18 protein-coding genes are annotated in these 21,033 nt (G+C 74.0%); 6 read left to right on the top strand and 12 right to left on the bottom strand.

What is annotated here, in order from left to right; all coding sequences use genetic code 11:
* The first annotated feature begins 199 nt into the window (after positions 1 to 199).
* Complete coding sequence (locus ACIGZJ_RS13070; protein WP_396457249.1) at positions 200 to 1,186, top strand: GNAT family N-acetyltransferase; 987 nt, start codon at positions 200 to 202, stop codon at positions 1,184 to 1,186.
* Between the two features lie 35 nt (positions 1,187 to 1,221).
* On the opposite strand, the gene ACIGZJ_RS13065 is transcribed toward ACIGZJ_RS13070, so the two are convergent.
* Positions 1,222 to 3,978, bottom strand: a complete 2,757-nt coding sequence (locus ACIGZJ_RS13065; protein WP_396457248.1) for an ATP-binding protein — start codon at positions 3,976 to 3,978, stop codon at positions 1,222 to 1,224.
* Positions 3,979 to 4,185: 207 nt separating this feature from the next.
* Positions 4,186 to 4,995 (bottom strand): class I SAM-dependent methyltransferase, encoded by an 810-nt coding sequence (locus ACIGZJ_RS13060; protein WP_396457247.1) that lies wholly within the window; start codon positions 4,993 to 4,995, stop codon positions 4,186 to 4,188.
* Positions 4,996 to 5,370: 375 nt separating this feature from the next.
* Between ACIGZJ_RS13060 and ACIGZJ_RS13055 the strand changes: the two genes are divergently transcribed.
* Together ACIGZJ_RS13055 and ACIGZJ_RS13050 are read left to right on the top strand one after the other, a co-directional pair.
* Positions 5,371 to 5,877 (top strand): DinB family protein, encoded by a 507-nt coding sequence (locus tag ACIGZJ_RS13055; protein ID WP_396457246.1) that lies wholly within the window; start codon positions 5,371 to 5,373, stop codon positions 5,875 to 5,877.
* A 99-nt stretch (positions 5,878 to 5,976) separates the two neighbouring features.
* The gene (locus ACIGZJ_RS13050) at positions 5,977 to 6,885 is read left to right on the top strand and encodes an oxidoreductase (RefSeq protein ID WP_396457245.1); all 909 of its coding nucleotides are present in this window, start codon (positions 5,977 to 5,979) and stop codon (positions 6,883 to 6,885) included.
* Between the two features lie 266 nt (positions 6,886 to 7,151).
* Here the strand turns inward: ACIGZJ_RS13050 and ACIGZJ_RS13045 are convergent, their stop codons facing one another.
* The 3 genes from ACIGZJ_RS13045 to ACIGZJ_RS13035 all read right to left on the bottom strand — a co-directional run bounded on the left by ACIGZJ_RS13045 (position 7,152) and on the right by ACIGZJ_RS13035 (position 10,018).
* Entirely contained in the window at positions 7,152 to 7,694 is a 543-nt protein-coding gene (locus ACIGZJ_RS13045) for an ATP-binding protein (RefSeq protein ID WP_396457244.1), read from the bottom strand.
* 109 nt (positions 7,695 to 7,803) lie between these two features.
* Complete coding sequence (locus tag ACIGZJ_RS13040) at positions 7,804 to 9,363, bottom strand: CehA/McbA family metallohydrolase (protein ID WP_396457243.1); 1,560 nt, start codon at positions 9,361 to 9,363, stop codon at positions 7,804 to 7,806.
* 433 nt (positions 9,364 to 9,796) lie between these two features.
* Positions 9,797 to 10,018 (bottom strand): hypothetical protein, encoded by a 222-nt coding sequence (locus ACIGZJ_RS13035; protein ID WP_396457242.1) that lies wholly within the window; start codon positions 10,016 to 10,018, stop codon positions 9,797 to 9,799.
* 170 nt (positions 10,019 to 10,188) lie between these two features.
* On the opposite strand from ACIGZJ_RS13035, the gene ACIGZJ_RS13030 reads away from it, so the two are divergent.
* From ACIGZJ_RS13030 to ACIGZJ_RS13020, 3 genes are all read left to right on the top strand, one after another.
* A complete protein-coding gene (locus ACIGZJ_RS13030; RefSeq protein ID WP_396457241.1) occupies positions 10,189 to 10,323 on the top strand; it encodes a hypothetical protein in 135 nt (44 codons plus the stop codon).
* Between the two features lie 21 nt (positions 10,324 to 10,344).
* On the top strand, positions 10,345 to 10,635 hold the full coding sequence (locus ACIGZJ_RS13025; RefSeq protein WP_396457240.1) for a hypothetical protein: 291 nt from the start codon (positions 10,345 to 10,347) through the stop codon (positions 10,633 to 10,635).
* 434 nt (positions 10,636 to 11,069) lie between these two features.
* On the top strand, positions 11,070 to 11,774 hold the full coding sequence (locus ACIGZJ_RS13020; protein ID WP_396457239.1) for a polysaccharide deacetylase family protein: 705 nt from the start codon (positions 11,070 to 11,072) through the stop codon (positions 11,772 to 11,774).
* 29 nt (positions 11,775 to 11,803) lie between these two features.
* Here ACIGZJ_RS13020 and ACIGZJ_RS13015 read toward each other — a convergent pair whose 3' ends face one another.
* The 7 genes from ACIGZJ_RS13015 to ACIGZJ_RS12985 form a co-directional block, all read right to left on the bottom strand.
* Positions 11,804 to 12,463, bottom strand: coding sequence for a 4'-phosphopantetheinyl transferase (locus tag ACIGZJ_RS13015; RefSeq protein ID WP_396457238.1), 660 nt, complete (start codon positions 12,461 to 12,463; stop codon positions 11,804 to 11,806).
* A gap of 100 nt (positions 12,464 to 12,563) precedes the next feature.
* A complete protein-coding gene (locus ACIGZJ_RS13010; protein WP_396457237.1) occupies positions 12,564 to 14,921 on the bottom strand; it encodes an arylsulfatase in 2,358 nt (785 codons plus the stop codon).
* Positions 14,918 to 16,519, bottom strand: a complete 1,602-nt coding sequence (locus ACIGZJ_RS13005) for a dipeptide ABC transporter ATP-binding protein (RefSeq protein ID WP_396457236.1) — start codon at positions 16,517 to 16,519, stop codon at positions 14,918 to 14,920. The genes ACIGZJ_RS13010 and ACIGZJ_RS13005 overlap by 4 nt, the downstream gene beginning before the upstream one ends.
* Complete coding sequence (locus ACIGZJ_RS13000) at positions 16,516 to 17,373, bottom strand: ABC transporter permease (protein WP_396457235.1); 858 nt, start codon at positions 17,371 to 17,373, stop codon at positions 16,516 to 16,518. Before ACIGZJ_RS13000 ends, ACIGZJ_RS13005 begins: the two co-directional genes overlap by 4 nt.
* 3 nt (positions 17,374 to 17,376) lie before the next feature.
* Complete coding sequence (locus tag ACIGZJ_RS12995; RefSeq protein WP_396457234.1) at positions 17,377 to 18,321, bottom strand: ABC transporter permease; 945 nt, start codon at positions 18,319 to 18,321, stop codon at positions 17,377 to 17,379.
* A 3-nt stretch (positions 18,322 to 18,324) separates the two neighbouring features.
* Complete coding sequence (locus ACIGZJ_RS12990; protein WP_396457233.1) at positions 18,325 to 19,911, bottom strand: ABC transporter substrate-binding protein; 1,587 nt, start codon at positions 19,909 to 19,911, stop codon at positions 18,325 to 18,327.
* A gap of 65 nt (positions 19,912 to 19,976) precedes the next feature.
* Positions 19,977 to 20,936, bottom strand: coding sequence for a TauD/TfdA dioxygenase family protein (locus ACIGZJ_RS12985; protein WP_396457232.1), 960 nt, complete (start codon positions 20,934 to 20,936; stop codon positions 19,977 to 19,979).
* Between the last annotated feature and the right edge of the window lie 97 nt (positions 20,937 to 21,033).

Genomic DNA, 21,033 nt, shown 5'->3' with positions numbered 1-21,033 from the left:
GACGGCGCTGCGGCGGGGCCGGCCTGGCCGGGCGGCTGCTCGGGGAGATCGACGAACCGGTCATCAAGCGCTACCCGGTCGGCCTCGGCTCCGGCCTCCCGCTGTTCCGCGCGGCCTTCCTCCCGGTGGCCCTCACGCCGACCGACTCCCGCGTCATCGACACCGGCGCGACCCTCACCACCTATGCAACGCACCAGAGATGAGCACACAGATGCTGTTCCGTTCCATCACCGACACCGATACCGACCTCGACCGCGTCACCGCCGTGACGGTCGACGAACCCATCGGCTGGATCCCCGCCGACCGCTACCTCGAAGAACTGGCCGAGGGCATGTACCGGCCGGAGTGGACCTGGATCGCCGAGGACGGCGACCGGATCGTGGCCCGCGCCCTGTGGTGGGGCCAGGCGTCCAGCGAGCACCCGGTCGCACTGGACTGCCTGCACGTCGACCCCTCGGTCGCCGACCGGGCGGCGGTCGCCGCCGGGCTGATCACCGCGAGCCTGCGGGCCTTCGCCGAGCAGGGCGCCGCCAAGCCCCCGCTGTACAACGTGACGCTGCCGAACGGCTGGCGCGAGGACCCGGCCGTCGTCGCCGCGCTGGCCTGGCGGCGCGGGGCCGCGCAGGCCGCCGGGCTCACCGACGAGGTGGAACGGCTGCGCCTGGAGTGGACCCCCGACGCCGGGCTCCCGGCCTCCAGCGGGCGCCTCACCTTCACCGAGGGCTCGGACGAGGAGTTCCTGGAGGTCTTCCGGCGGATCGCGGTGGGCAGCCTGGACGGCGAGACCCGCCGCAACGTGGCGTCCATGGGCGCCGAGGCCGCCGCCCAGGACGAGGTGGACTTCTACCTCGGCTGCCCGGGCGAGCGCGCGTGGTGGCGGCTGGCCCGCACCCCCGACGGGCAGGTCGCCGGACTGGCCCTGCCGTCGGCGACGCCGTACAACCGCAACGTCGGCTACCTGGGCGTCGTCCCCGAGCTGCGCGGACAGGGGTACGTCGACGACGTGCTCGCCGAGATCACCCGGGTGCAGGTGGAGGCGGGCGCCGAGCTGATCACCGCCACCACGGACACCGACAACGCCCCGATGGCCGCCGCCTTCGCCCGGGCCGGCTACCGGACCGCCCAGACCCGGATGATCTACTCGATGCCGGAGGCCTCCGCGGCCTGGTCGGCGCCGGCCTCATGAGGCCGCAGGCCTTCGCCACCCCGTCGGCTCCGGTCTCATGAGGCCAGCAGCGTGGCGAGCTCGGTGCGGGAGCCGACCCCGAGCTTGGGGAACGCCCGGTACAGGTGGTGCCCGACCGTGCGGGGGCTCAGGAACAACTGGGCGGCGATCTCCCGGTTGCTCGCACCGGCGGCCGCCAGCCGGACCACCTCGCGTTCCTGCGGGCTCAGCAGGCTGATCGGCCCGTCCTGGCGGGTCGTCAGCCCGGTCTCCCCGCCCGCTGCTCCCAGCTCCGCCCGGGCGCGGGCGGCCCAGGGCCGGGCGCCGAGCCGCTCGAAGGCCTCCAGCGCGGCGCGCAGCTGGTCCCGGGCGTCGATCTGGCGCCGCAGACGGCGCAGCCACTCCCCGTAGAGCAGTGCGGTGCGGGCCCGGTCGTAGTCGCTGCCGCCCTCGTGCAGGGCCAGCGCCGCCGTGAAGTACTCCTCGGCCGCCCGGTCGGGGCCGGTCAGCGCCTGGCAGCGGCGGGCCAGCGCGGAGAGGGCGGGCCGCCCCAGTGCGGCGGCCCATTCCCCGAGCAGCCGGGCCGGCTCCACCGCCCGCTCCGGGCGTCCGGCGCGCCCGGCGGCCTCGACGAGGTCCGGCAGCAGGGGCAGCGAGAGCAGCGGATGGCCCGCCTCCCGTCGTGCCGACTCCAGCGGCTCCAGCGCCGCCTCGGCCCGGCCCAGGCCGAGTTCGAGCAGGCCCTGCGCCCACAGGGCGTCCGTGGTGCCCCGGCCCACCCCGCGCGGTCGGGTGTACTCCAGGGCCTCGCCGGCCAGCGCCCTGACCTGCTCCTCCTCTCCGCGGACGCCCGCCAGCACGGCCAGCGCGGTCCGCAGATGGGCGGCCCGGTGGGCCAGGTCGTAGTACTCGGCGAGCTGCAGGCCCTCGGTGGCGTGCGCGAACGCCTCGTCGTGGCGGCCGAGCGCCAGTTCCGTCTGGGCCAGCAGGTGGAGCGTGGTGGGCAGCCAGCCGCTGATGCCCTGCTCACGGCAGTGGGCGACGGCTCCGGCGGCCACCTCCCGGGCGGCCGCGTGGTCGCCGGTCAGCTGGCAGTAGATCCCGGTCATCAGCCGGTCCATCACATCGCAGGCCGGGTCCTGGGTGCTGTCCACGAGGGCGCGCAGTGCGTCGAGTGCGCCGGGTATGTCGGGTGCGCCGGGCACGTTGGGTGCGTCGGGTGCGCCGGGCACGTTGGGTGCGTCGGGCGCGCCGGGCACGTCACCGCCGAACAGTCGGGCGGGCACGGCCAGTACCGGCAGCTCCGGGGCGCGGGACGCGACCTCCGCGATCAGCGTGGCGTCCCCCGCGGAGAAGGCCGCGTGGACGGCGTCGGCCAGCAGGGAGGCCATCGTGTCCGGACGGTCGGCGCCGGTCAGGTCCGCGCTGTCGACCAGGATCCGGGCGGCCGTCTCCGGCCTGCGGTAGCCCAGCTCGACCACCGCCCGGGCGCGGGCGAAGTTCGCCGCCACGCCCGGGTCCTCCAGCGGCAGCGGCACCTGGTCGGCCAGTACGGCGCACCGCTCGTCCTGCCCGGCGTCGGCGGCCCGCCGGGCCGCCCGGACCAGTCGGCGCGCACGCTGCTGCGGATCCGCGGTGAGCTGGGCGGCCCGCTCGTAGGCGGCGGACGCGGACGCCATCGCCTGCCGGCTGCCGGCCCACTCGGCGACCCGTTCCAGCTCCTCGGCGACCTGCTCGTCCGGTCCGGTCGACGCCGCCGCCAGATGCCAGGCCCGCCGGTGCACCTGGCCGGCGGCACCGAGCGCCTGCGCGAGCGCCCGGTGCGCGGCGATGCGCCGGGCGAGCGGGGCGCCCTGGTAGGCGGCGTACCGCACCAGCGGATGCCGGAAGCGCACCGTCGCCCCGGACAGCAGCACGAACCCGGAGCGTTCCGCGGGTTCGAGGTCCTCGACGGCCCCGCCTAGCGGCTCCGCGGCCCGCAGCACCACGGCGAGCTCGCCGGTGTCGTCGGCGGCGGCCACCAGCAGTACCGCCTGGGCGGCCTCGGGAAGCCGCCGGATCTGCTCCAGGAAGCCGTCCCGGATCCGGCTCGGCAGCCCGGCGGCCGCCTCGGGGAGCGCCAGCTGGCCCAGCCGCCCGGCGCGCTGGGCCGGGGTCAGCGCGGCCGACAGCTCGATCAGGGCCAGCGGGTTGCCGCAGGCCTCCTCGATGACCCGGTCCGCGACGTACGGCGGCAGACCGGGCAGCAGCTCGGCGGCGGCCGTCTGGTCGAGGCCCTCGACGAGCAGCCGGGGCAGCCCCTTCACGGCGGCGCCCGGCGCCCCGTCGCGGACGGCGAAGAGCATCACGACGCCCTCCGCCCGAAGTCGGCGCGCGGCGAACGTCAGCATGTCCACCGACGGCTGGTCGAGCCACTGCGCGTCGTCGACCAGGCACAGCAGCGGGCCGTCGGCCGCGGCCTCCGACAGCAGCGTGAGGACGGCGAGGCCGACGGTGAAGCGGTCGCGCACGCCGTCGCCGGTCAGGCCGAAGACCGCCCGGATGGCCGCGGCCTGCGGCTCCGGCAGGGTGTCGACGAGGTCCAGGACGGGCAGGAACAGCTGGTGGAGGCCGCCGAAGGCCAGCTCCATCTCCGACTCGATGCCCTCGACGCGCAGGACGCGTACGCCCTCGGCCCGTGCGGCGGCGTGGTCGAGCAGCGCGGTCTTGCCGATTCCGGCCTCGCCGTGCACCAGCAGGACCCCGCTCGTCCCCTGGCGGGCGTCGGCGAGCAACTGCTCGATCCGGTCCTGTTCCGCCTTCCGCCCCCGCACGCCCTACCCCTGTTCCCGTGTACCGATTGTTCCCGTGTACCGATCGCCCCGTCCGGGCCCGGCGAGACCGTGCGGCAGCAGCCGCCAGGCCGCTCCGAGGATCCTCCCGCCGGGCGTGTTCGATTCATTATCACTGGTCAGACGGGGTCGGTCGGTGCGGGGTGGACGGGGTCGGTCGGCTCAGGTGGACGGGGTATCCGGCCGCCGTCAGGCGCGGTCGGCGGTGACGAGGTGGTAGTCGAGCAGGCCGTTCCTCCAGGCGGGGAGGAAGTTGCGGGTCCAGTGGCCGGGCGGGACGGTGTCCTCCAGGTAGCGGTCCAGGCCCGGCCAGACGTCGGCGCCGATCGACGCGCTGCGGACGCCCGTGAAGCCGGCGTCCCTGAGGTCGGCGGTGAAGGCGTCGAGCGGATGGGCGACGTCCAGGCCGTCGGCGAAGCTGCCCAGCAGGATGCTCAGCCGCTCGGCGACCTCCGGGCCGGAGCTGAAGAAGGTCGTCACCACCAGCCGCCCGCCCGGACGCAGCACCCGCGCCGCCTCGCGGGCGAAGCCGGTCAGCTCGCGGAAGTGCTGGGCCGCCTCCACCGAGTAGACGCCGTCCAGCGAACCGCCCTGGAAGGGCAGCTCGTCGGCCGCACCGAGGACGTAGGCCAGCCGGTCCGGGAACGTCGCCAGCGCCTTGGAGTTGACCGTTCGGGCGCGCTCGACCTGGTCCGGGTGGATGTCCACCCCGGTCACCGCGGCGAACCGGAACTCCCGCAGCGCGAGCGCCGCACCCAGCCCGCGCCCGCAGCCCACCTCGGCCAGCCGAAGCCGCTCGGCCGGCCCGGGAAAGGCGCTCAGCACCCGGCGGTACAGCTGCTCCTGGCTGTGGACCCGGTCCTCGGCGCTCGGAGAGGTGGTGTCGATCCCGCGCCAGTCGCCGAAGTTGATGAAGCCGCCGGCGAAGCTGGCCGCCATCGCGAGGTCGCCCACGCCGTACGTCTGGCGCACGGTTGCGGGGATGCGGTCGTGGTTCATGGATTGCTCGGTCTCCTCTCGGGTCGCCGCCCGGGGCTTCGGGTGCGTGCCCAGACTCGCTCGGTTCGGAAGGCGCCGTGGGACGGAAGGGCCGGGGTGGCCAGGGGCTGCGGTCGTGCCCGCCGCTCGGGGCGCGCCGCAGTACGTACCCAAACCTGATGGCGGGCGAACGCCGGAAATCGACCGGATGACGTGGGGGGCAAGTGAGTTGACGGTCATACCGAATGACGAATCCGCCGTTGGTGGGCGTGCGGTACGCGTGCGGTGCACGAGGCCGGGAACGGGTCGGGAGTAAAAGGAGTGGACAGTGCGGGCCGGAAGCACCTAGATGGTGAACCGGGACAGCAGGTCCGAACCGTCGTGAAGGGGAACAGGATGACCACCGAACGCATCGCGCCGCCGCTGACCGGGGGCGAGCGCGAGATGCTGCGCGCCTTTCTGGACTACCACCGGGCGACGCTCGCCCTGAAGTGCGACGGGCTCACCGACGAACAGCTGCGGCTCAAGTCGAGCCCGCCGTCCACGCTCAGCCTGCTCGGGCTGGTGCGGCACATGGCGGAGGTGGAGCGGGCCTGGTTCCGACGGGTGATCAACAAGGAGGACATCCCGTGGGTCTGGTCCCCGGAGGGGGACTTCCAGGTGGCCTACGACGCGACCGACTCCTCCCGGGCCGAGGCCTTCGAGGCCTGGCAGGCCGAGGTCGAGCACGCCCGGCGGATCGAGCGGGAGGCGGAGTCGCTGGACGTCACGGGCTACTTCGACCGCTGGGGCGAGGACGTCTCGCTGCGGCTGGTGATGCTGCACCTGATCCACGAGTACGCCCGCCACAACGGGCACGCCGACTTCCTGCGCGAGAGCATCGACGGGGTGGTGGGGGCGTAGGGCTTTGTCTGAGGCGGCCCGGTCAGGCCGGCGTGGGGCGCTGGCAGCATGCTGCCATTTCGCGGAGGAGCCCCGGCGGGCGGCTGACAGACTCCCGTCATGACCTCAGAGACCATCACCGCGGCGGCCGCGGGCACCTGGAAGCTCGGCGACCTGACCGTCAACCGGATCGGGTTCGGCGCGATGCGCCTGGCGCAGTACGGCGAGGCGCTCGGCAACGGCGTGCCGCGCGATCGCGAACAGGCGATCACCGTGCTGCGCCGGGCCGTCGAGCTCGGGGTGAACCACATCGACACCGCCGCGTTCTACTTCTCCTCGCTGCGCTCCGCCAACGAGCTGATCAACCGGGCCCTGGCGCCCTACGCGGACGAGCTGGTCATCACCACCAAGGTCGGCCCGTCCCGGGGCCCGTCGGGGGACTGGGTGCCCCACGCCCGCACTCCGGAGGAGCTGCGCGGCCAGGTCGAGGAGAACCTGCGCCAGCTCGGCCGCGACCACCTGGACGTGGTGAACCTGCGGATCGTCGGCGCGGACTCGATCGCCGAGCGCTTCGGCGCGCTGGCCCGCCTGCGGGAGGCCGGGCTCATCCGGCACCTGGGCATCTCCAACGTCAACGCAGGGCACCTCGCCGAGGCCCAGGCCATCGCGCCGGTGGTCTGCGTGCAGAACCGGTACGGGATCGGCGCCTCGCCCGAGCAGGAGGAGGTGCTGCGGATCTGCGGTGAGCAGGGCATCGCGTTCGTGCCGTTCTACGCGATCGCCGGTGCGGGCGGCCAGGGGGGTGCGATCGGCAAGGACAGCGACGAGGTGCTCGCGATCGCCCGTGAGCGCGGGATCAGCGTCGCGCAGGTCCGGTTGGCGTGGACCCTGCACCGCGGCCCGCACGTGCTGGCCATCCCCGGCACCGGTGACCCGGACCACCTGGTCGAGAACGTGGCGGCCGGTGCGCTGCGGCTCTCCGAGGAGGAGCTGGCCCGGCTCGACGCGGTCCACGCGGCGGGCGTGTAGGGGCTGTCAGCGCGGGCGGTGCGCAGGTGCGGGCCTTCGCCGTGGCCACGGCCGTAGCCATGGCGGAGCGGCCCCGGCCCGCCGGGGAGAGGGCGGGCCGGGACGGCCGGGGCGGGCCGCCGCGACAGGGCGAGCGGTGGCCCACCGGGGCCGGTGGCCGACCAGGCCGGGGGCCGACCCGGTTCACGGCGGGCGGGCCTCCGCTCTGGTCAACGGCGCCCGGGCCGTCCCGGGTTCACCAGGACCGGGCCCATCTCGGAGCGGCGCTACCAACCCAGCAGGTACGCGCCCCGGAGCAGCCCCTCCAGTACGGTCTTCGCCGTGGCCGCCGCGTCGCCCGCCGGGTCCACCGGGAGCTCGTGCCGCTCCAGCGCGCCGAGGCCGCCGAAGGGCCTCTCGCCCGTCGGCCGGGAGTCCTCCTGGGCCGGTTCGGGGCACAGCAGCACATAGTGCAGGGGCGCGCCGGTGGCCCGGCTCTCCCGGCGGAAGGCGGCCAGGTCCGACGGGGCGATCGGGCCCTCGACCACCACCTGGTAGCCGCCGCTCGCATAGGCGAAGGCGGCCTGGGCCGTGGCCGTCAGCACCGTCTCGTTCTGCCGCCGGGCCTCCGGCAGGTGCGGCTCGACGTGCCCCCGCCGGATCGCCTGCCGGAAGTCCTCCGCGCGCAGGTGCGCGCCCGGGTGCAGCGCCTCCGCGAGCAGCGGTGCGACCGCGTCCTCCCCGGCCCCGGGTCGGCCGGAGAGCACGACGACGCCGCCGGATCCCCGGCCGCCCCCGAGTTCCGGTCCACCTACGGTCGTACGGTTCACAGCTGCTGATCCCTTCGCGAGCCGGCGATGGACGGGCGGGCCGGGGCGGGCGCCCGGCGCCGAGATCAACCTAGTCCACGCCGCCGCCCCGACGCCTCCCCTACCGTCGCTACCGCTCCCCGCTGCGCAGCACGATCGGGTTGGTGAGCGCCGCCATCGGACCCCAGGGGAGGTCGGCGCCCATCGAGTTGCCCTTGCCGGGGGTGCCGTCGGCCTTCGGGTGGCGGACCTCCGCGCGGACGTAGGCGGCGAGCGAGGCCGTCGTCCGCCAGACCACCGTGCCCGCGCCCTCGGCGGGCAGGGACTCCTGGTGCAGTTGGCCCTCGTCGGTCAGCAGCCGGACCGTCCCGCCCGGCACCCCGGACACCGCCAGCCGGACGTCCACCGGCGCGTCCGCCGGGACGGTCAGCTGCTCGCCGATGCCCGCCTGGCGGCCGCCGCCGGTGGCGGTGAAGTCCAGCTGCACGGAGGCGGATTCGGCCAGCCAGCTGTGTCCGGAGCGCAGGCCGTCGAGGACCGCGTCCCGGGTGAGGTCCTCGGCCCGGACGACGGTGTGCGGCGAGCCGATCACCTGCGGGGCGCTGTGCGCGTCGCTGTTGCCGACGGCGGGCAGCCAGGGCCGGTCCTCCCGCAGGGCGACGGCGAGTTGGGCGTCCCAGGTGTCCACCGCCGACTCGTCGTCGTATGTCCACGGGCCGTTCCAGATCTCCACCGCGTCGGCGTCCTGGTAGCCGAACTTCCACTGGCAGGCGACGTACGGGCAGTACGGGTGCGCGGGCACCACCAGGCCTCCCTGGCGGCGTACTTGGCGGGCGAGCCGGGGGAAGGCCTCGTCCCGCGAGCGGTACCGCCAGTCGACGAACCGGCCCGGCTGGAGACCGAGCGCCAGCCAGTGGCCGTTGCGGGTGGTGACCTCCTCGCCCAGCACGATCAGCAGGTCCGGTCCGGCCAGCGGGCCCCAGACGGCGTGCGAGGAGGTGGTGTTGTGGTCGGTCGAGACGATGAAGTCCAGCCCGGCCGCCCGGGCGCCCTCCGCGACCTCGGCCGGCAGCCGCCGCCCGTCGGAGTGCACGGTGTGCAGATGGCAGTCGCCCCGGTACCAGGCGCGGCCGCGTCCGCGGGCCCGCTCGGAGGGGTAGGACGGGGTGAACTCGGGCCCGGGGGCGCCGAATCGGAGTGTGACGCGGACGGTGTAGTCGAGCCCCTGCGGGGCCACCTGGTAGGGGCCGAGTACCACGTGCCAGGTGCCGGGCCGGATCGGGCCCGGCAGGTAGCCGGGGGTCGCCTGGTCGCGGGCGACGGCGAACTCGGTGCGGAACCCGCCCGACCAGCCCCGGAAGCCGCGGCCGCCGAGGTCCGTCCCGCGCTCGTCGAACAGGCCGATGTCGCAGGAGTTTCCGGGGGTGCCGGCCGGTACGGGTGGCTTGTCGTAGCTGTAGGAGACGGCGATCTCCCGTACCCCGGCCGGTACTTCGAACGGTAGGTAGACGAAGTCCGGTGCGCCGGTGGGGAGGTGGCCGGTGAGGGTGAGTACGGTGTCGGCCGGGGCGGCCTCGGCGGAGCCGGCGGCGGCGAGGCCGAACGCGGTGGCCGTGCCGGTGGCCAGGCCCGCCTGGAGCAGGTGGCGGCGGGCGAGCGGGGGACGGTCGGCGTTCTCGGGCGTGGGCATACGGGAGGCCTCCGGTCGCGGGCGGGCACCGGCGGCAGGGGTTGCCGGACCGGCTCGCCCGCCTCCCTACCCCGGCCGGTGAGCCCGGGGTGAACCCGGGGTGAGCCCCGCCCCACCGCGGTGGGGCGGGTCGGTGAAGGCGGCCCGGCAGCAGGCCGCCCCGACCGCCGAGGGGCCCGTCCGTCGGGAAGGAGGGGCCTCTGGGTGCTCGGTGCCACCCCGACCAGGCCCGGCGGGTTCAGACGGGCAGGTTCCAGGTCGGACCGTCCTCGGAGCCGAGCCGGACCCGTTGCCCGTCTGCGGTCACCGTGATTCCGAAACGGACACCCGCGACCAGGACAGATGCAAGATCATCAGGACTTTGGCCTGGAGCATCCCGACGTCGCCGACTACCCGGAGATCGCGTCGGGGGGACGGGCGACGCCCGGTCGCACTACTTGTCGTAGGCGGACGGCGATGACCCTGCGTTGTTTCCGGATGTCGCCATCGACTGCCACCAGTCGGCGCCGGCCATCATCTCCCTGAGCTGGGTGTCGGTGAGGTCGGGATGAGCCTCGGCGGCGTGCGCCTTGATATGTCCGAACAGCTCCTCGTCATCCGCGCCGGTGAAATCGATCCTGCCGTGCGACGGATCTGTGCAGTGGAATCCGCGCATTGCTCCTCCTTCGCGAAGCGTCATTTTATTCTAGGCCGCGAGGGCGTTAACGCGCGCGCCCAGGGACGTTCCCGCGCGCTCGCCCGTGCATTGCGTCTCCCTTCCTCCGTCCCGGGCCCATTACCCAGGGCTGATTCTCCTAATGATCTTGCATCTGTCCTGGTCGCGGGATGTCGATGAGGTCGAGGGGGCGAGTGAAGGGCTCGGAAGAGATGTGGCGTGACTTCCGGAACGGCACAATCGAGTGGTCTCCGCGGACTGGGGTGCGCGAAGATCGCGGTGCAATCCGCGATCACTGCGCTTAATTCCGCGGCTTCGGAGGATTTTTGGGATATCCGCTCACGGATGAAACGGGAACCCCGGACGCGGTCGTCCGTTTTAGCCACTTCGAGACCGGATCGATCTACTGGACACTGGAAACGGGAGCGTCCCGCCGTCGGGCGTTACCGCCATGCCGTTGGGGAAGGCCAGGCCCTCGGCCACCCGGCGTACCGGGTCGTCTGGGCCGGCCGGCGCGATCAGGCCGGGGCCGATGCGGTGGACGTGGCCGCGGCCGTCCACCGCGACCTCGTTCCACGGGCGGTCGCAGACCGGTCGCAGGTCGGGGTACGGGGTGAGGGTGCCGTCCGCCTCGCGCTGCAGCAGTCGGCGGTTGGGCCGTCCGGAGCAGGGGACCGGACCGGCCGGTGTCCTGGTTCGTGCCAGTGCCCGTAGGGCGGGGTGCCGGAACGGCGGGGTGTGAGGTTGCGGGCGGCGATCGATCAGTGTTCATAGAAGCAGACAGTCGGATCGTCCGACGATACTGACGGCTGTGGAGGTGGGCATGTCGCTGAGTCGGCGGAGGCTGCTGGTGCTGGCGGCGGGTGGTGCGCTGGCGGGGTGTCAGCCCACGGCCGGGGCCGGCGGGGGGTCCGTAACCGCTGAGGGGGCCGGGGTGCCGGCCGTCTCGGGTGTGGCTCCGCCGGAGGCTTCCACCGCGGCTCCGTCGGCCGAGGCCGATCCTCCCGCGCCGCCGGTCCCGGCCCCGGCGGCCCCCGCGCCCGCGCTGACCGTGACCAGGGCCGAGGCGGTCGCCCGGTACGGGGACGTCGAGCCCACGGCGTGGGGGCTGGACGGGCCGGGGGTGATCAACGGCCTGCCGGAGGGCGAGCGCGCGGTGGCGCTCACCTTCGACGCCTGTGGCGGCCCCGGCGGGAACGGCTACGACGGGGACCTGATCGACTTCCTCCGGACGAACGGCGTGCCCGCCACGCTCTTCCTCAACGCGCGCTGGATCGACGCCAACCGGGAGGAGTTCGACGGCCTCGCCGCCGACCCGCTGTTCGAGATCGCCAACCACGGCACCGCCCACCGCCCGCTCTCGGTGACCGGCCGCTCCGCGTACGGCATCGCGGGCACCCGGGACATCGGCGGGGTGTACGACGAGGTCGCGGGCAACGCCGAGAAGCTCACCGGTCTGCTCGGACACCCGCCCCGGTTCTTCCGCTCCGGCACCGCCCACTACGACGACGTCGCCACCCGGATCGTCTCGGACCTCGGGCAGCGGGTCGCGGGCTTCACCGTCAACGGCGACGGCGGCGCGACGCTGACTGCGGGCCAGGTCCACCGGGAGGTGGCCGCCGCGCCGCCCGGCGCCATCGTGCTCGCCCATATGAACCACCCCGGCGGCGGCACCGCCCCCGGCATCGCGGCGGCCGTCCCGGCGCTGCTCGCGGCGGGGACGCGCTTCGTCCGGCTCTCGGACGTCCTCGCGTAGGGCCGGCGGTAAGGGAGGCCGGACCGGGCCTACCCGGCGGTCGGGACGGCGATCGCCGTGGCGAGCAGGCCGTCGCGGACCATCCAGCGGCCGTCGAAGGCGCCGACCGTCCGGCCGCCGACGACCGGGCCCGGCACCAGCAGCACGGCGTGGAAGGTGCCGTCCGGGCGCAGCGTGATGTCGGCCTCGGCGAACTCCAGGAACAGCCCGGTGAGCGGGAACCAGGCCTTGTAGACGGCCTCCTTGGCACTGAACAGCAGCCGGTCCCAGGGCAGGTCCGGGAGCTCGGCGAGCAGCTTGCCGATCCGCTCCTGCTCGGCGGGCAGCGCGATGGCCTCCAGCACGCCCTCCGGGAGCGCCAGCGCCGGCTCGGCGTCGACGCCCAGCGAGGCGAGGTCGCCGGGCCGGGCGACGACGGCGGCCCGGTAGCCGGCGCAGTGCGTCATGCTGCCGATCACCCCGTCGGGCCAGCTGGGTGCGCCGCGCCGACCGGGCACCAGCGGCTGGTACGGGACGCCGAGCCGGCCGAGCGCGAGGCGGGCGCAGTGCCGGACGGTGGTGAACTCCCGGCGGCGGGTCTCCACGGCCTTGGCGATGACGGCCTCCTCGGCCGGCTCCAGCCGGGCCTGCGGCGGGTCGTCGTACGCGGCCTCGACCACCACGGACGCGGGCAGAATCTCGGCGATCACGCTTCCCCCTCGTGCAGGTGTGCGGGCCTGCGCCGCACCCGGACGAGGGTAACCCAGCGGTCCCCGGCCCGTCCGGGGCCGGGGACCGCCGGTCCGCGGGCTACTCGAAGGCCGCCGCGGCCTCCCGCAGCGCCTGGGCGACCGTCTCCGGGTCGTAGGGGGCGGGCTCGCCCGGCACGTAGGTGACCGAGCGCAGTCCGCCGCTGTAGCGGAAGGAGCGGTGCCGCTCGTACACCGGCCAGGAGACCGGGGACTTGCGGTCCACGCCGACGCTGATGCCCTGGAACGGCGCCATGCCGATCAGTTGGTGGACCGGCCCGAGCCGGCCGCCCTCGACGCCGTCGACCAGCAGCCGGAACTCCCACTTGAGGTCCGCCACGGCCGTCGCCTCGACGGTGACCCGCCGGGCGCCAGGGGTGAGCGGGCCGCCGTCGGCCTCGTACAGCTCGCCGTACTGGTTGTAGGCGAACCGCAGCCGCCCGTCCTCGACGTACAGGCTGTAGCCGCCGCCCTGGTCGCCGTGGGAGACCAGGACGCCCTGGTCGGTGCTCCCGTGCCGGTCGAGATCGACCTCGATGGCGAAGGACCGGAAGGAGACCAGCCTGGAGGAGCGGTACCGCTCCAGCTCGGGCGTGCCCGCGAGCAGGGTCACCGGCCGCCGCAGCCGGGCGTCCTCGGGGTTGCGCAGGGCGAGCGCGCCGCTGCCGTCGGCGAGCGGGAAGACGCCGTCGCGCCAGGCCGCCGCCTCCCAGGCCGCCGCCAACTCCTTGACGATGCCGGGGTGTTCGGCGGAGACGTCGTGGATCTCGGTGGGGTCGGTGCGCAGGTCGTAGAGCGCCCACTCGCCGTCGTCGTAGGGCGTGCCGAAGCGGTGCAGGGTGACCAGCTTCCAGCCGTCGCGGTAGTAGCTGCGGTTGCCGGTCATCTCGCAGTACTGCTCGTGGTGCGTACTGGGCGCCTGCGGTTCGCGCAGGACGGGCGCGAAGCCGATCCCGTCGAGCTCCTGCACCGGCTGCCCGGCGCGCTCCGACGGCCGCTGTACTCCGGCGAGTTCCAGCAGGGTGGGGAGGATGTCCGTGACGTACTGGTACTGCGGGCGGACGCCGTTGTCGCCCGCGGCGCGGGGCAGGCCGGCCGGCCAGGAGAGCACGAACGGCACCCGGACGCCGCCCGCGTGGGTCTGCCCCTTGTAGAGGCGGAACGGCGTGTTGGAGGCCATGCCCCAGCCGCGCGGGTAGTGCACCAGGCTCTGCGGGCCGCCGATCAGCTCGATCTCCCGCTCGACGTCCGGGTCCCAGTCGGCGGGCAGGCGCGGGTGGTGGACGAAGCGGCTGAAGTAGCTGCGGGTGCCCTCGGCGCCGCCCTCGCCGGTGCCGCCGTTGTCGGAGGTGAAGACGACGATGGTGTTGTCGAGTTCGCCGAGTGCGGCCAGGGTGTCGGTGAGCCGGCCGAGGTTCTGGTCGACGTTGTCGACCATCGCCGCGTACACCTCCATGTACCGGGCGTACAACTTCTTCTGTACGTCGGTGAGTTCGCTCCAGGGGCCGACCTCGTGGCCGGGCTCGGAGTTGCGTTCGGGCAGCTCGGTGCCCGCGGGGAAGTGTCCGGCGGCCGACTGGCGGGCGAAGCGGGCGGCGCGCAGCTCGTCCCAGCCGCCGTCGTAGCGGCCCCGGTGCCGGGCCAGGTCCTCGGGCTTCGCCTGGAGCGGGCCGTGCACGGCGTTGTGCGCGAGGTAGAGGAAGAACGGCTTCTCGGCGTCGTGTGCGCGCAGCGACTTGACCATCGCGATGGCCTGGTCGGTGATGTCGTCGGTGTAGTAGTAGCCCTCGGGGAGCTCGTCGATGTCCAGCGGGCTGTTGTCGCGCACGAGTTGGTGCGGGTGGAAGAGGCTGGTCAGGCCCTCCAGCACGCCGTAGTACTGGTCGAAGCCCTTCTGCAGCGGCCAGTTGGCGCGGTTGTCGGCGGCGTTGGAGGCGGAGTCGCGGGTCAGGTGCCACTTGCCGACGGCGTAGGTGGCGTAGCCCTCGTCGTGCAGGGTCTCGGCGAGCGTGGGGATGTCCCCGGCGACCTCCATGCCGTAGCCGGGGAACCCGGGGTCGGCGTTGGCGACGAAGGAGTAGCCGACGCGGTGCGGGTTGAGGCCGGTGAGCAGGGCCGCCCGGGCGGGGGAGCAGAGCGGCATGGTGTGGTAGTTGGCCAGCTTGACGCCGCGGGCGGCGAGCCGGTCCAGGGTGGGGGTGGGGATCTCGGCGCCGAACGGGCCGATGTCGCTGTAGCCCAGGTCGTCGACGAGGACGACCACGATGTTGGGTGCGCCCTCGCGCGGGCGCACCCGCTGCGGCCAGGCGGGTACCGACTCGCCGAAGGTGCGGCCGACGGTCCCGGCGAAGCCGGCGTACGGGTCGCGGCGGCCGGGGCGCTGCGCGGGCTGGGACGCGGGCTCGGGGGCGGTGCTCATACGGCGCTCCTGACGGCGGGTCCGACGGCGTCCAGGCGCGGCACGGCGGCCAGGAGCTCGGCGGTGTACGGGTGTTCGGGCGCGGTGACGACGCGGTCGGCCGGGCCGGTCTCGACGATCCGGCCGCGGTGCATCACCGCGATCCGGTGGCTGACCTGGCGGACCACCGCGAGGTCGTGCGCGATGAAGAGGATGGCGAGCCCGAGCTCGCGCTGCAGCCGGGCGAGCAGCTCGATCACCTGGGCCTGGACCGAGACGTCCAGGGCCGAGACCGGCTCGTCGCAGACCAGCACGCTCGGCTCGGGCGCCAGCGCGCGGGCGATGCCGATCCGCTGGCGCTGCCCGCCGGAGAAGGCGCGCGGGTGCCGGTCGGCCATCTCCGGCTCCAGGCCGACCTGTTGGAGCAGTTCGGCGACCCGGTCGGCCCGCTCGGCGGCGGTGCCGAGCCCGTGCGCGATGAGCGGCTCCTCGATGTTCCGGCCGGCCGTCATCCGGGGGTTGAGCGAGGAGTACGGGTCCTGGAAGACCATCTGCAGCTCCCGCCGGGCGGCGCGGCCGCCGCCGCGGCCGAGCTCCTCGCCCCGGAACCGGATGCTGCCCGCCGAGGGCGCGTGTACCTGGACGAGGGCCCGGGCCAGCGTGGACTTGCCCGAACCGGACTCGCCGACCAGCCCGAGGGTCTCGCCCGGGTGCAGCTCCAGGTCGACGCCGTCCAGTGCGGTGACCGGCCGCCGGCGCGGGCCGTACGTCTTGCGCACCCCGTGCACGGTCAGCAGCGGTTCGGGGCCCGGGAGGCTGTTGGCGGCGGCCTCGGAGGGCGCCTCCAGCCGCGGGACGGCGGCCAGCAGCCGCTTGGTGTACGGGTGCCGGGGTGCGGCGAGCACCTCACCGGTGGCACCCTGCTCGACCACCCGGCCGTCGCGCATCACCAGGATCCGGCGGCAGGTCTGCGCGATCACGCCGAGGTCGTGGCTGATCACCACCAGGGCGGTGCCGGTCTCCCGGTTGATCCGGGAGAGCAGTTGGAGGATCTGCTGCTGGACGGTCGGGTCGAGCGCGGTGGTCGGCTCGTCGGCGACCAGCACCTCGGCCTCGTTGGCGAGCGCGAGCGCGATCATGATGCGCTGGCGCTGGCCGCCGGAGAACTGATGCGGGTGGTCGCCCAGCCGGCCGCCGCCGCCGGGGATGCCGACCAGGTCGAGCAGCTCGGCCGCCCGGGTGGCCCGCTCGGAGCGGGCGGCCGAGCCGTGCGCCCGCAGGGCCTCGTCGAGCTGCTTGCCGACGGTGAGCACCGGGTTGAGCGAGGACATCGGGTCCTGGAAGACCATCGCGATCCGCCGCCCGCGCAGGCCGCGCAGGGCGGTCTCGGGCAGCGCGGCGAGGTCCTGTCCGTCCAACTCGACCGAGCCGCCGGTGATCCGGCCGCCGGCCGGCAGCATGCGCAGCAGCGCCAGCGCGGTGGTCGACTTCCCGGAGCCGGACTCGCCGACCAGCCCGAGGGTGTCGCCGGCGGCCAGCTCGAAGCCGACCCCGTCGACGGCCGTCACCCCGTCGAAGGCGACGGAGAGGTCGCGGACCTGCAGGACTGGGCGGCTCATCGGCGGATCCCCCTGTTCAGGGCCTCGGCGATCAGCGTGAAGCCGAGCACCAGGGCGGTGGTCGCGGCGAGCGGGACGGCCGCGAAGGCGGGGTGGGTGTCGAGGTAGGCGACGGACTGGCTGAGGATCGAGCCGAGGGTGGGCTCCGGCGGGCGGACACCCAGGCCCAGGAAGCTCATCGCGCCTTCGATGAAGACGCCGATGGAGAGTGCGACGGCGCTCTGCACGATCAGCGGGTCGGCGGAGTTGGGCACGACGTGGCGCAGCAGTACCCGCAGCCGGGACGCCCCGCCGACCCGGGCGGCCAGCGCGTACTCGCGCTCGCGCTGGACCAGGATGCCGGCCCGCAGCTGTCGCCCGAAGCCGGGGATCTCGGCGAGCGCGATGACGATGAGCACCGGCCAGCGGCCGGGGCCCAGCACGGCGGTCACGGCGAGCGCCAGGATGATGCCGGGGAAGGCGAGCAGCAGGTCGAAGCCGCGCTGGACGGCGACGTCCGCCCAGCGGGAGGAGGCCGCGAGCAGGGCGAGGGAGCAGCCGAGCAGGGCGCCGACCGGGACGGCGCTGAGGGTGATCGCGAGGTCGGTGCCGATGCCGTGCAGCACCCGGCTGTAGAGGTCGCGGCCCAGGTCGTCGGTGCCGAAGGGGTGGTCGGTGCTGGGGCCGGCGAGCGCGAGGGCGCTCTGGGCGTTCGGGTCGAGGTCGGTCAGCAGCGGCGCGAACAGGCCGGCCAGCGCGATCACGCCGACCAGGGCCAGGCCGGTGAGGCCGCGCCCGGTGAGCAGGCCGGCCAGGTACCGGTTGCGGGGTACGCGGGCGGTGCGCGGCGGCGCCTTGGCGGTCAGGACGGTCATCGGTCACTCCCACCGGATCCGGGGGTCCAGCCACGCGTACACCAGGTCGGTGAGCAGCTGGACGGCGACATAGACGGCGACGATCAGCAGCAGGAGGTCCTGCACGACCGGGTAGTCGCGGCGGATCACGCCCTGCTCGATCAGCTGGCCGAGGCCCGGCCAGGCGAAGATCCGCTCCACCAGTACGGCCCCGGCGATGAGTTGGCCGATCTGCAGGCCGAGCACGGTGATCGCGGACGGCAGTGCGTTGGGCAGCGCGTGCTGCCAGACGATCCGCCGGCGGGAGACGCCGAGGGCGGTGGCGGTCCGGACGTAGTCCTCGGCGAGGGCGCGCTCCATGCCGTCCTTGAGGTACCGGGCGAGCACGGCGGCGCTCGGCAGTGCCAGGCAGACGGCGGGCATCAGCAGGTACTGCACGGCGAGGTCGGGCTGGTCGAGCAGGGACTCGTGGCCGCCGGCCGGCAGCAGTCCGAGGGTGACCGCGAAGAGCAGCACCAGCAGGACGCCGGTGACGAACGGCGGCACCGCGAGGACGGCCGTGGTGAAGGCGCGGACGGCGGCGGCGACCGGCCGGCGCCGGGTGGTGGCGCCGAGCACGCCGAGCGGCAGCGCGATCACCACCACCAGCAGCAGGGCGCCGAGGGTGAGTTGGACGGTGGCACCGAGCCCGTTGCCGATCAGGTCGGCGACCTGGCCGCCGATCGCGTAGCTGGGGCCGAGGTCCCCGGTGAGGAGGTCGCTGAGCCAGCCGGCGTACTGCGAGAGCAGCGGCTGGTCGAGGCCGAGCCGGCCGCGGATGGCGGCGACGGCCTCCGGTCCGGCGTCGGGCCCGGCGAGCGAGGTGGCCGGGTCGCCGGGGATCAGCCGCAGGATGAGGAAGACCAGGAAGGAGGCGAGGACGAGGACGAGCAGCCCGGAGGGCAGCCGTTTGAACAGGAAGGTTCGCATCGGTCAGGCCGTCAGGTAGGCGTCGTCGAGGATCAGGTAGCCGAACTTGTTGAGGTCGGCGCCCGCCGTCTTGCTGCCGGCCACCTCCACCAGGCCGCCGATGGCGAGGTCGATCACGAACTCCTCGTCCAGCAGCACGTCGGTGATCTGCTGGTAGAGGGCCTTGGCCTCGGGGCCGGAGCCGTCCGAGCGGTTCCAGGCCTGCTGGACGACGTCGGTGTAGGCGGGTGAGCTGAAGCGCGAGCTGTTCTTGGCCTCGTTGAACGGGTAGGCGCTCACCGCGAGGGTGGCGGGCTGGAGTTGGGCGAAGCCGTGGCTGAGCGTCCACAGGGCCGGCATGGACTGGGCGATCAACTGCTTCTGCATGGTGGGGGAGTCGGTGGGCTGGAGCACCGTCTCGATGCCGACCTGCTTGAGGTCGTACTGCAGGATCTGGGCGATCGCGGTGTTGCCCGGGTCGTTGGAGTGCGCGAACGGGAGGGTGATGGTGTCGAGTCCGGCCTCCCTGAGCAGCGCCCGGGCCCGGTCGGGGTTGTGGGTGTAGCGGGTGGCGTTGGCCTCGCTGTACGCGGGCGAGGACTTGGGCCAGGGCGCGGCCGAGACGGTGCCGTACCCGCCGAGCGCCTGCTGCACCAGCCGGTCGCGGTCCACGGCCCAGGCGATGGCCTGCCGGACCCGCTTGTCGCCCACGTGCTCGGCGGTGAGGTTGGCGCCGATGTAGTAGGCGCCGGATCCGGTGTCGTACTGCTTGATCCGGAACTGCGGGTCGTTCTTGAGGGTGGCCGCGTCCTTGCCGCGGACGCCGTAGGAGAGGTGGGTCTGGCCGGTCTTGAGCGAGGACAGCAGGGACTCCGCCTGCGGGACGATCCGTATCTCGACCCCGTCCAGGTAGGGGCGGCCCGGGTTCCAGTACCTGTCGTTGCGGGCGAAGGTGATCGAGCTGCCGGGCTTGCGCTCGGTGAAGGTGAACGGGCCGGTGCCGATCAGCCTCGTCCCGGCGACGGCGTCCTCGACGCTGGCCGAGTCGGGGATGATCATGAACTCGAAGAGGTCGAAGAGGTTGCTGACCGGGTGGGCGAGGACGAGGGTCAGCTCGAAGTCGCCGTTCTTGCGGAAGTCGGTGACCGCCGCCGCGGTGGAGCGCAACTGGGCCGAACGGGACGGGTTCTGCAGGTTCTTGACGGCGAACACCACGTCGTCCGCGGTGAACCTGCGGCCGCTGTGGAAGAGCACGTCCTCGCGCAGCTTGAGCGTGACGCTGGTGCCGTCCGCGCCGAGCTGCCAGGAGGTGGCCAGTTCGGGCTGCGGCCGGAGCTTGTCGTCGTACCTGGTCAGGGTGTTGAAGACGAGGCGCTGGACGAGGGTGTTGGCGCTCTGGGCGAACAGCAGGCTCGGGGTGAAGTCGATCCCGGTGCCCACCGTGAGGACGCCGCCCCGGCGCGGGCCCGCCGAGCCGCCCGCGGGGGAGGAGGCGGTGTCCGCGGCCGAGCGGCAGGCCGCCAGCGCCAGCAGACCGGCTCCGGCGACACCCCCGCGCAGCAGGGCGCGCCGGGAGAGGCCGGAGGCGGACGGGGAGGTGAACGCGGTCATGGCGGGTCCTTCACGGGGGGCGATCGGGTGCGATCGGGGGGAACGACGGGACGGGAAGGCGGGCCTTACGCCTGGAGGGTGGCCTCGAGCTCCTCGGCGGGGACCAGGCCGGGCACCTTCGGCGGCTCGGTCGGCTCCAGCAGGCGGCTCGGGGTGCCGTCGACGCCCACCGGCAGGTCCCCGTCCAGGGTGATCCGGCGGACCAGGCGCGGCTCGTCGCCGTAGTCGTTGACCGCGTAGTGCTGGGTCGCCCGGTTGTCCCAGATCGCCACGTCGCCGACCTGCCAGTCCCAGCGCACGGTGTTCTCCAGCCGCTCCACGTAGCGCTGGAACAGCTCCAGCAGTGCGCGGCTGTCCGCACCCGAGACGCCCTGGATGCGCTGCGCGAAGGCGCCGAGCAGCAGCGTCTTCTCCCCGGTCACGGGGTGCACGCGGACCACCGGGTGCTCGGTCTTGAACGCGGTCGAGACGAACACCTGGCGGAACAGCCGGGCGATGTCGGCGTTGTCCGCCAGCTCGGGGCGCAGCGCCAGGCTCGCCGCGTAGTCGTAGTCGTTGGTGTGCACCGCCCGCAGGCTCTCGGCCAGCACCTTCAGCGGCTGCGGCAGGTCCTGGTAGGCGGCGACGGTGTTGGCCCACACGGTGCTGCCGCCGGCCGGCGGGAGCTCCAGCGACCGGAGGATGGACGCCTTCGGGTAGGACGGGACGAAGGTGACGTCGGTGTGCCAGTTGTTGGCGCGGACACCCTTGGTGGCGTCCAGTTCGAAGATGTACCGGCCGTCGGCGCTGGGGACGGTCGGGTGGCCGACGGGGTGGCCCAACAGCCGGGCGAACGCCTCGTGTTCGGCGTCGTCCAGGTGGTCCTGGCCACGGAAGAAGAGCACCTTGTGCTCGTACAGCGCGGCCTCGACGGCGGCGACGGTCTCGGCGGGCAGGCCGCCGCCGAGGCGGACGTCGTGGACGATCGCGCCGATCCGGCCGGCGGCCGGGGTGAGGCGAAGTTCGGTGCGGGCAGCGGTGGTCATGGCGGTTCCTCGGCTTTCACGTGGAGCGAAGGGAAGGGGGAGGGCGGGCGCCGGGCATGCGGGGGTGCGGCATGGCGGCGGCGCGGCGCGGCGCGGC

The sequence above is a fragment of the Kitasatospora sp. NPDC052868 genome (genome assembly GCF_044547105.1).
GTDB lineage: Bacteria > Actinomycetota > Actinomycetes > Streptomycetales > Streptomycetaceae > Kitasatospora.
Note: the sequence above shows the minus strand (reverse complement) of the source record. Positions and strands in the feature narration are given on the sequence as shown.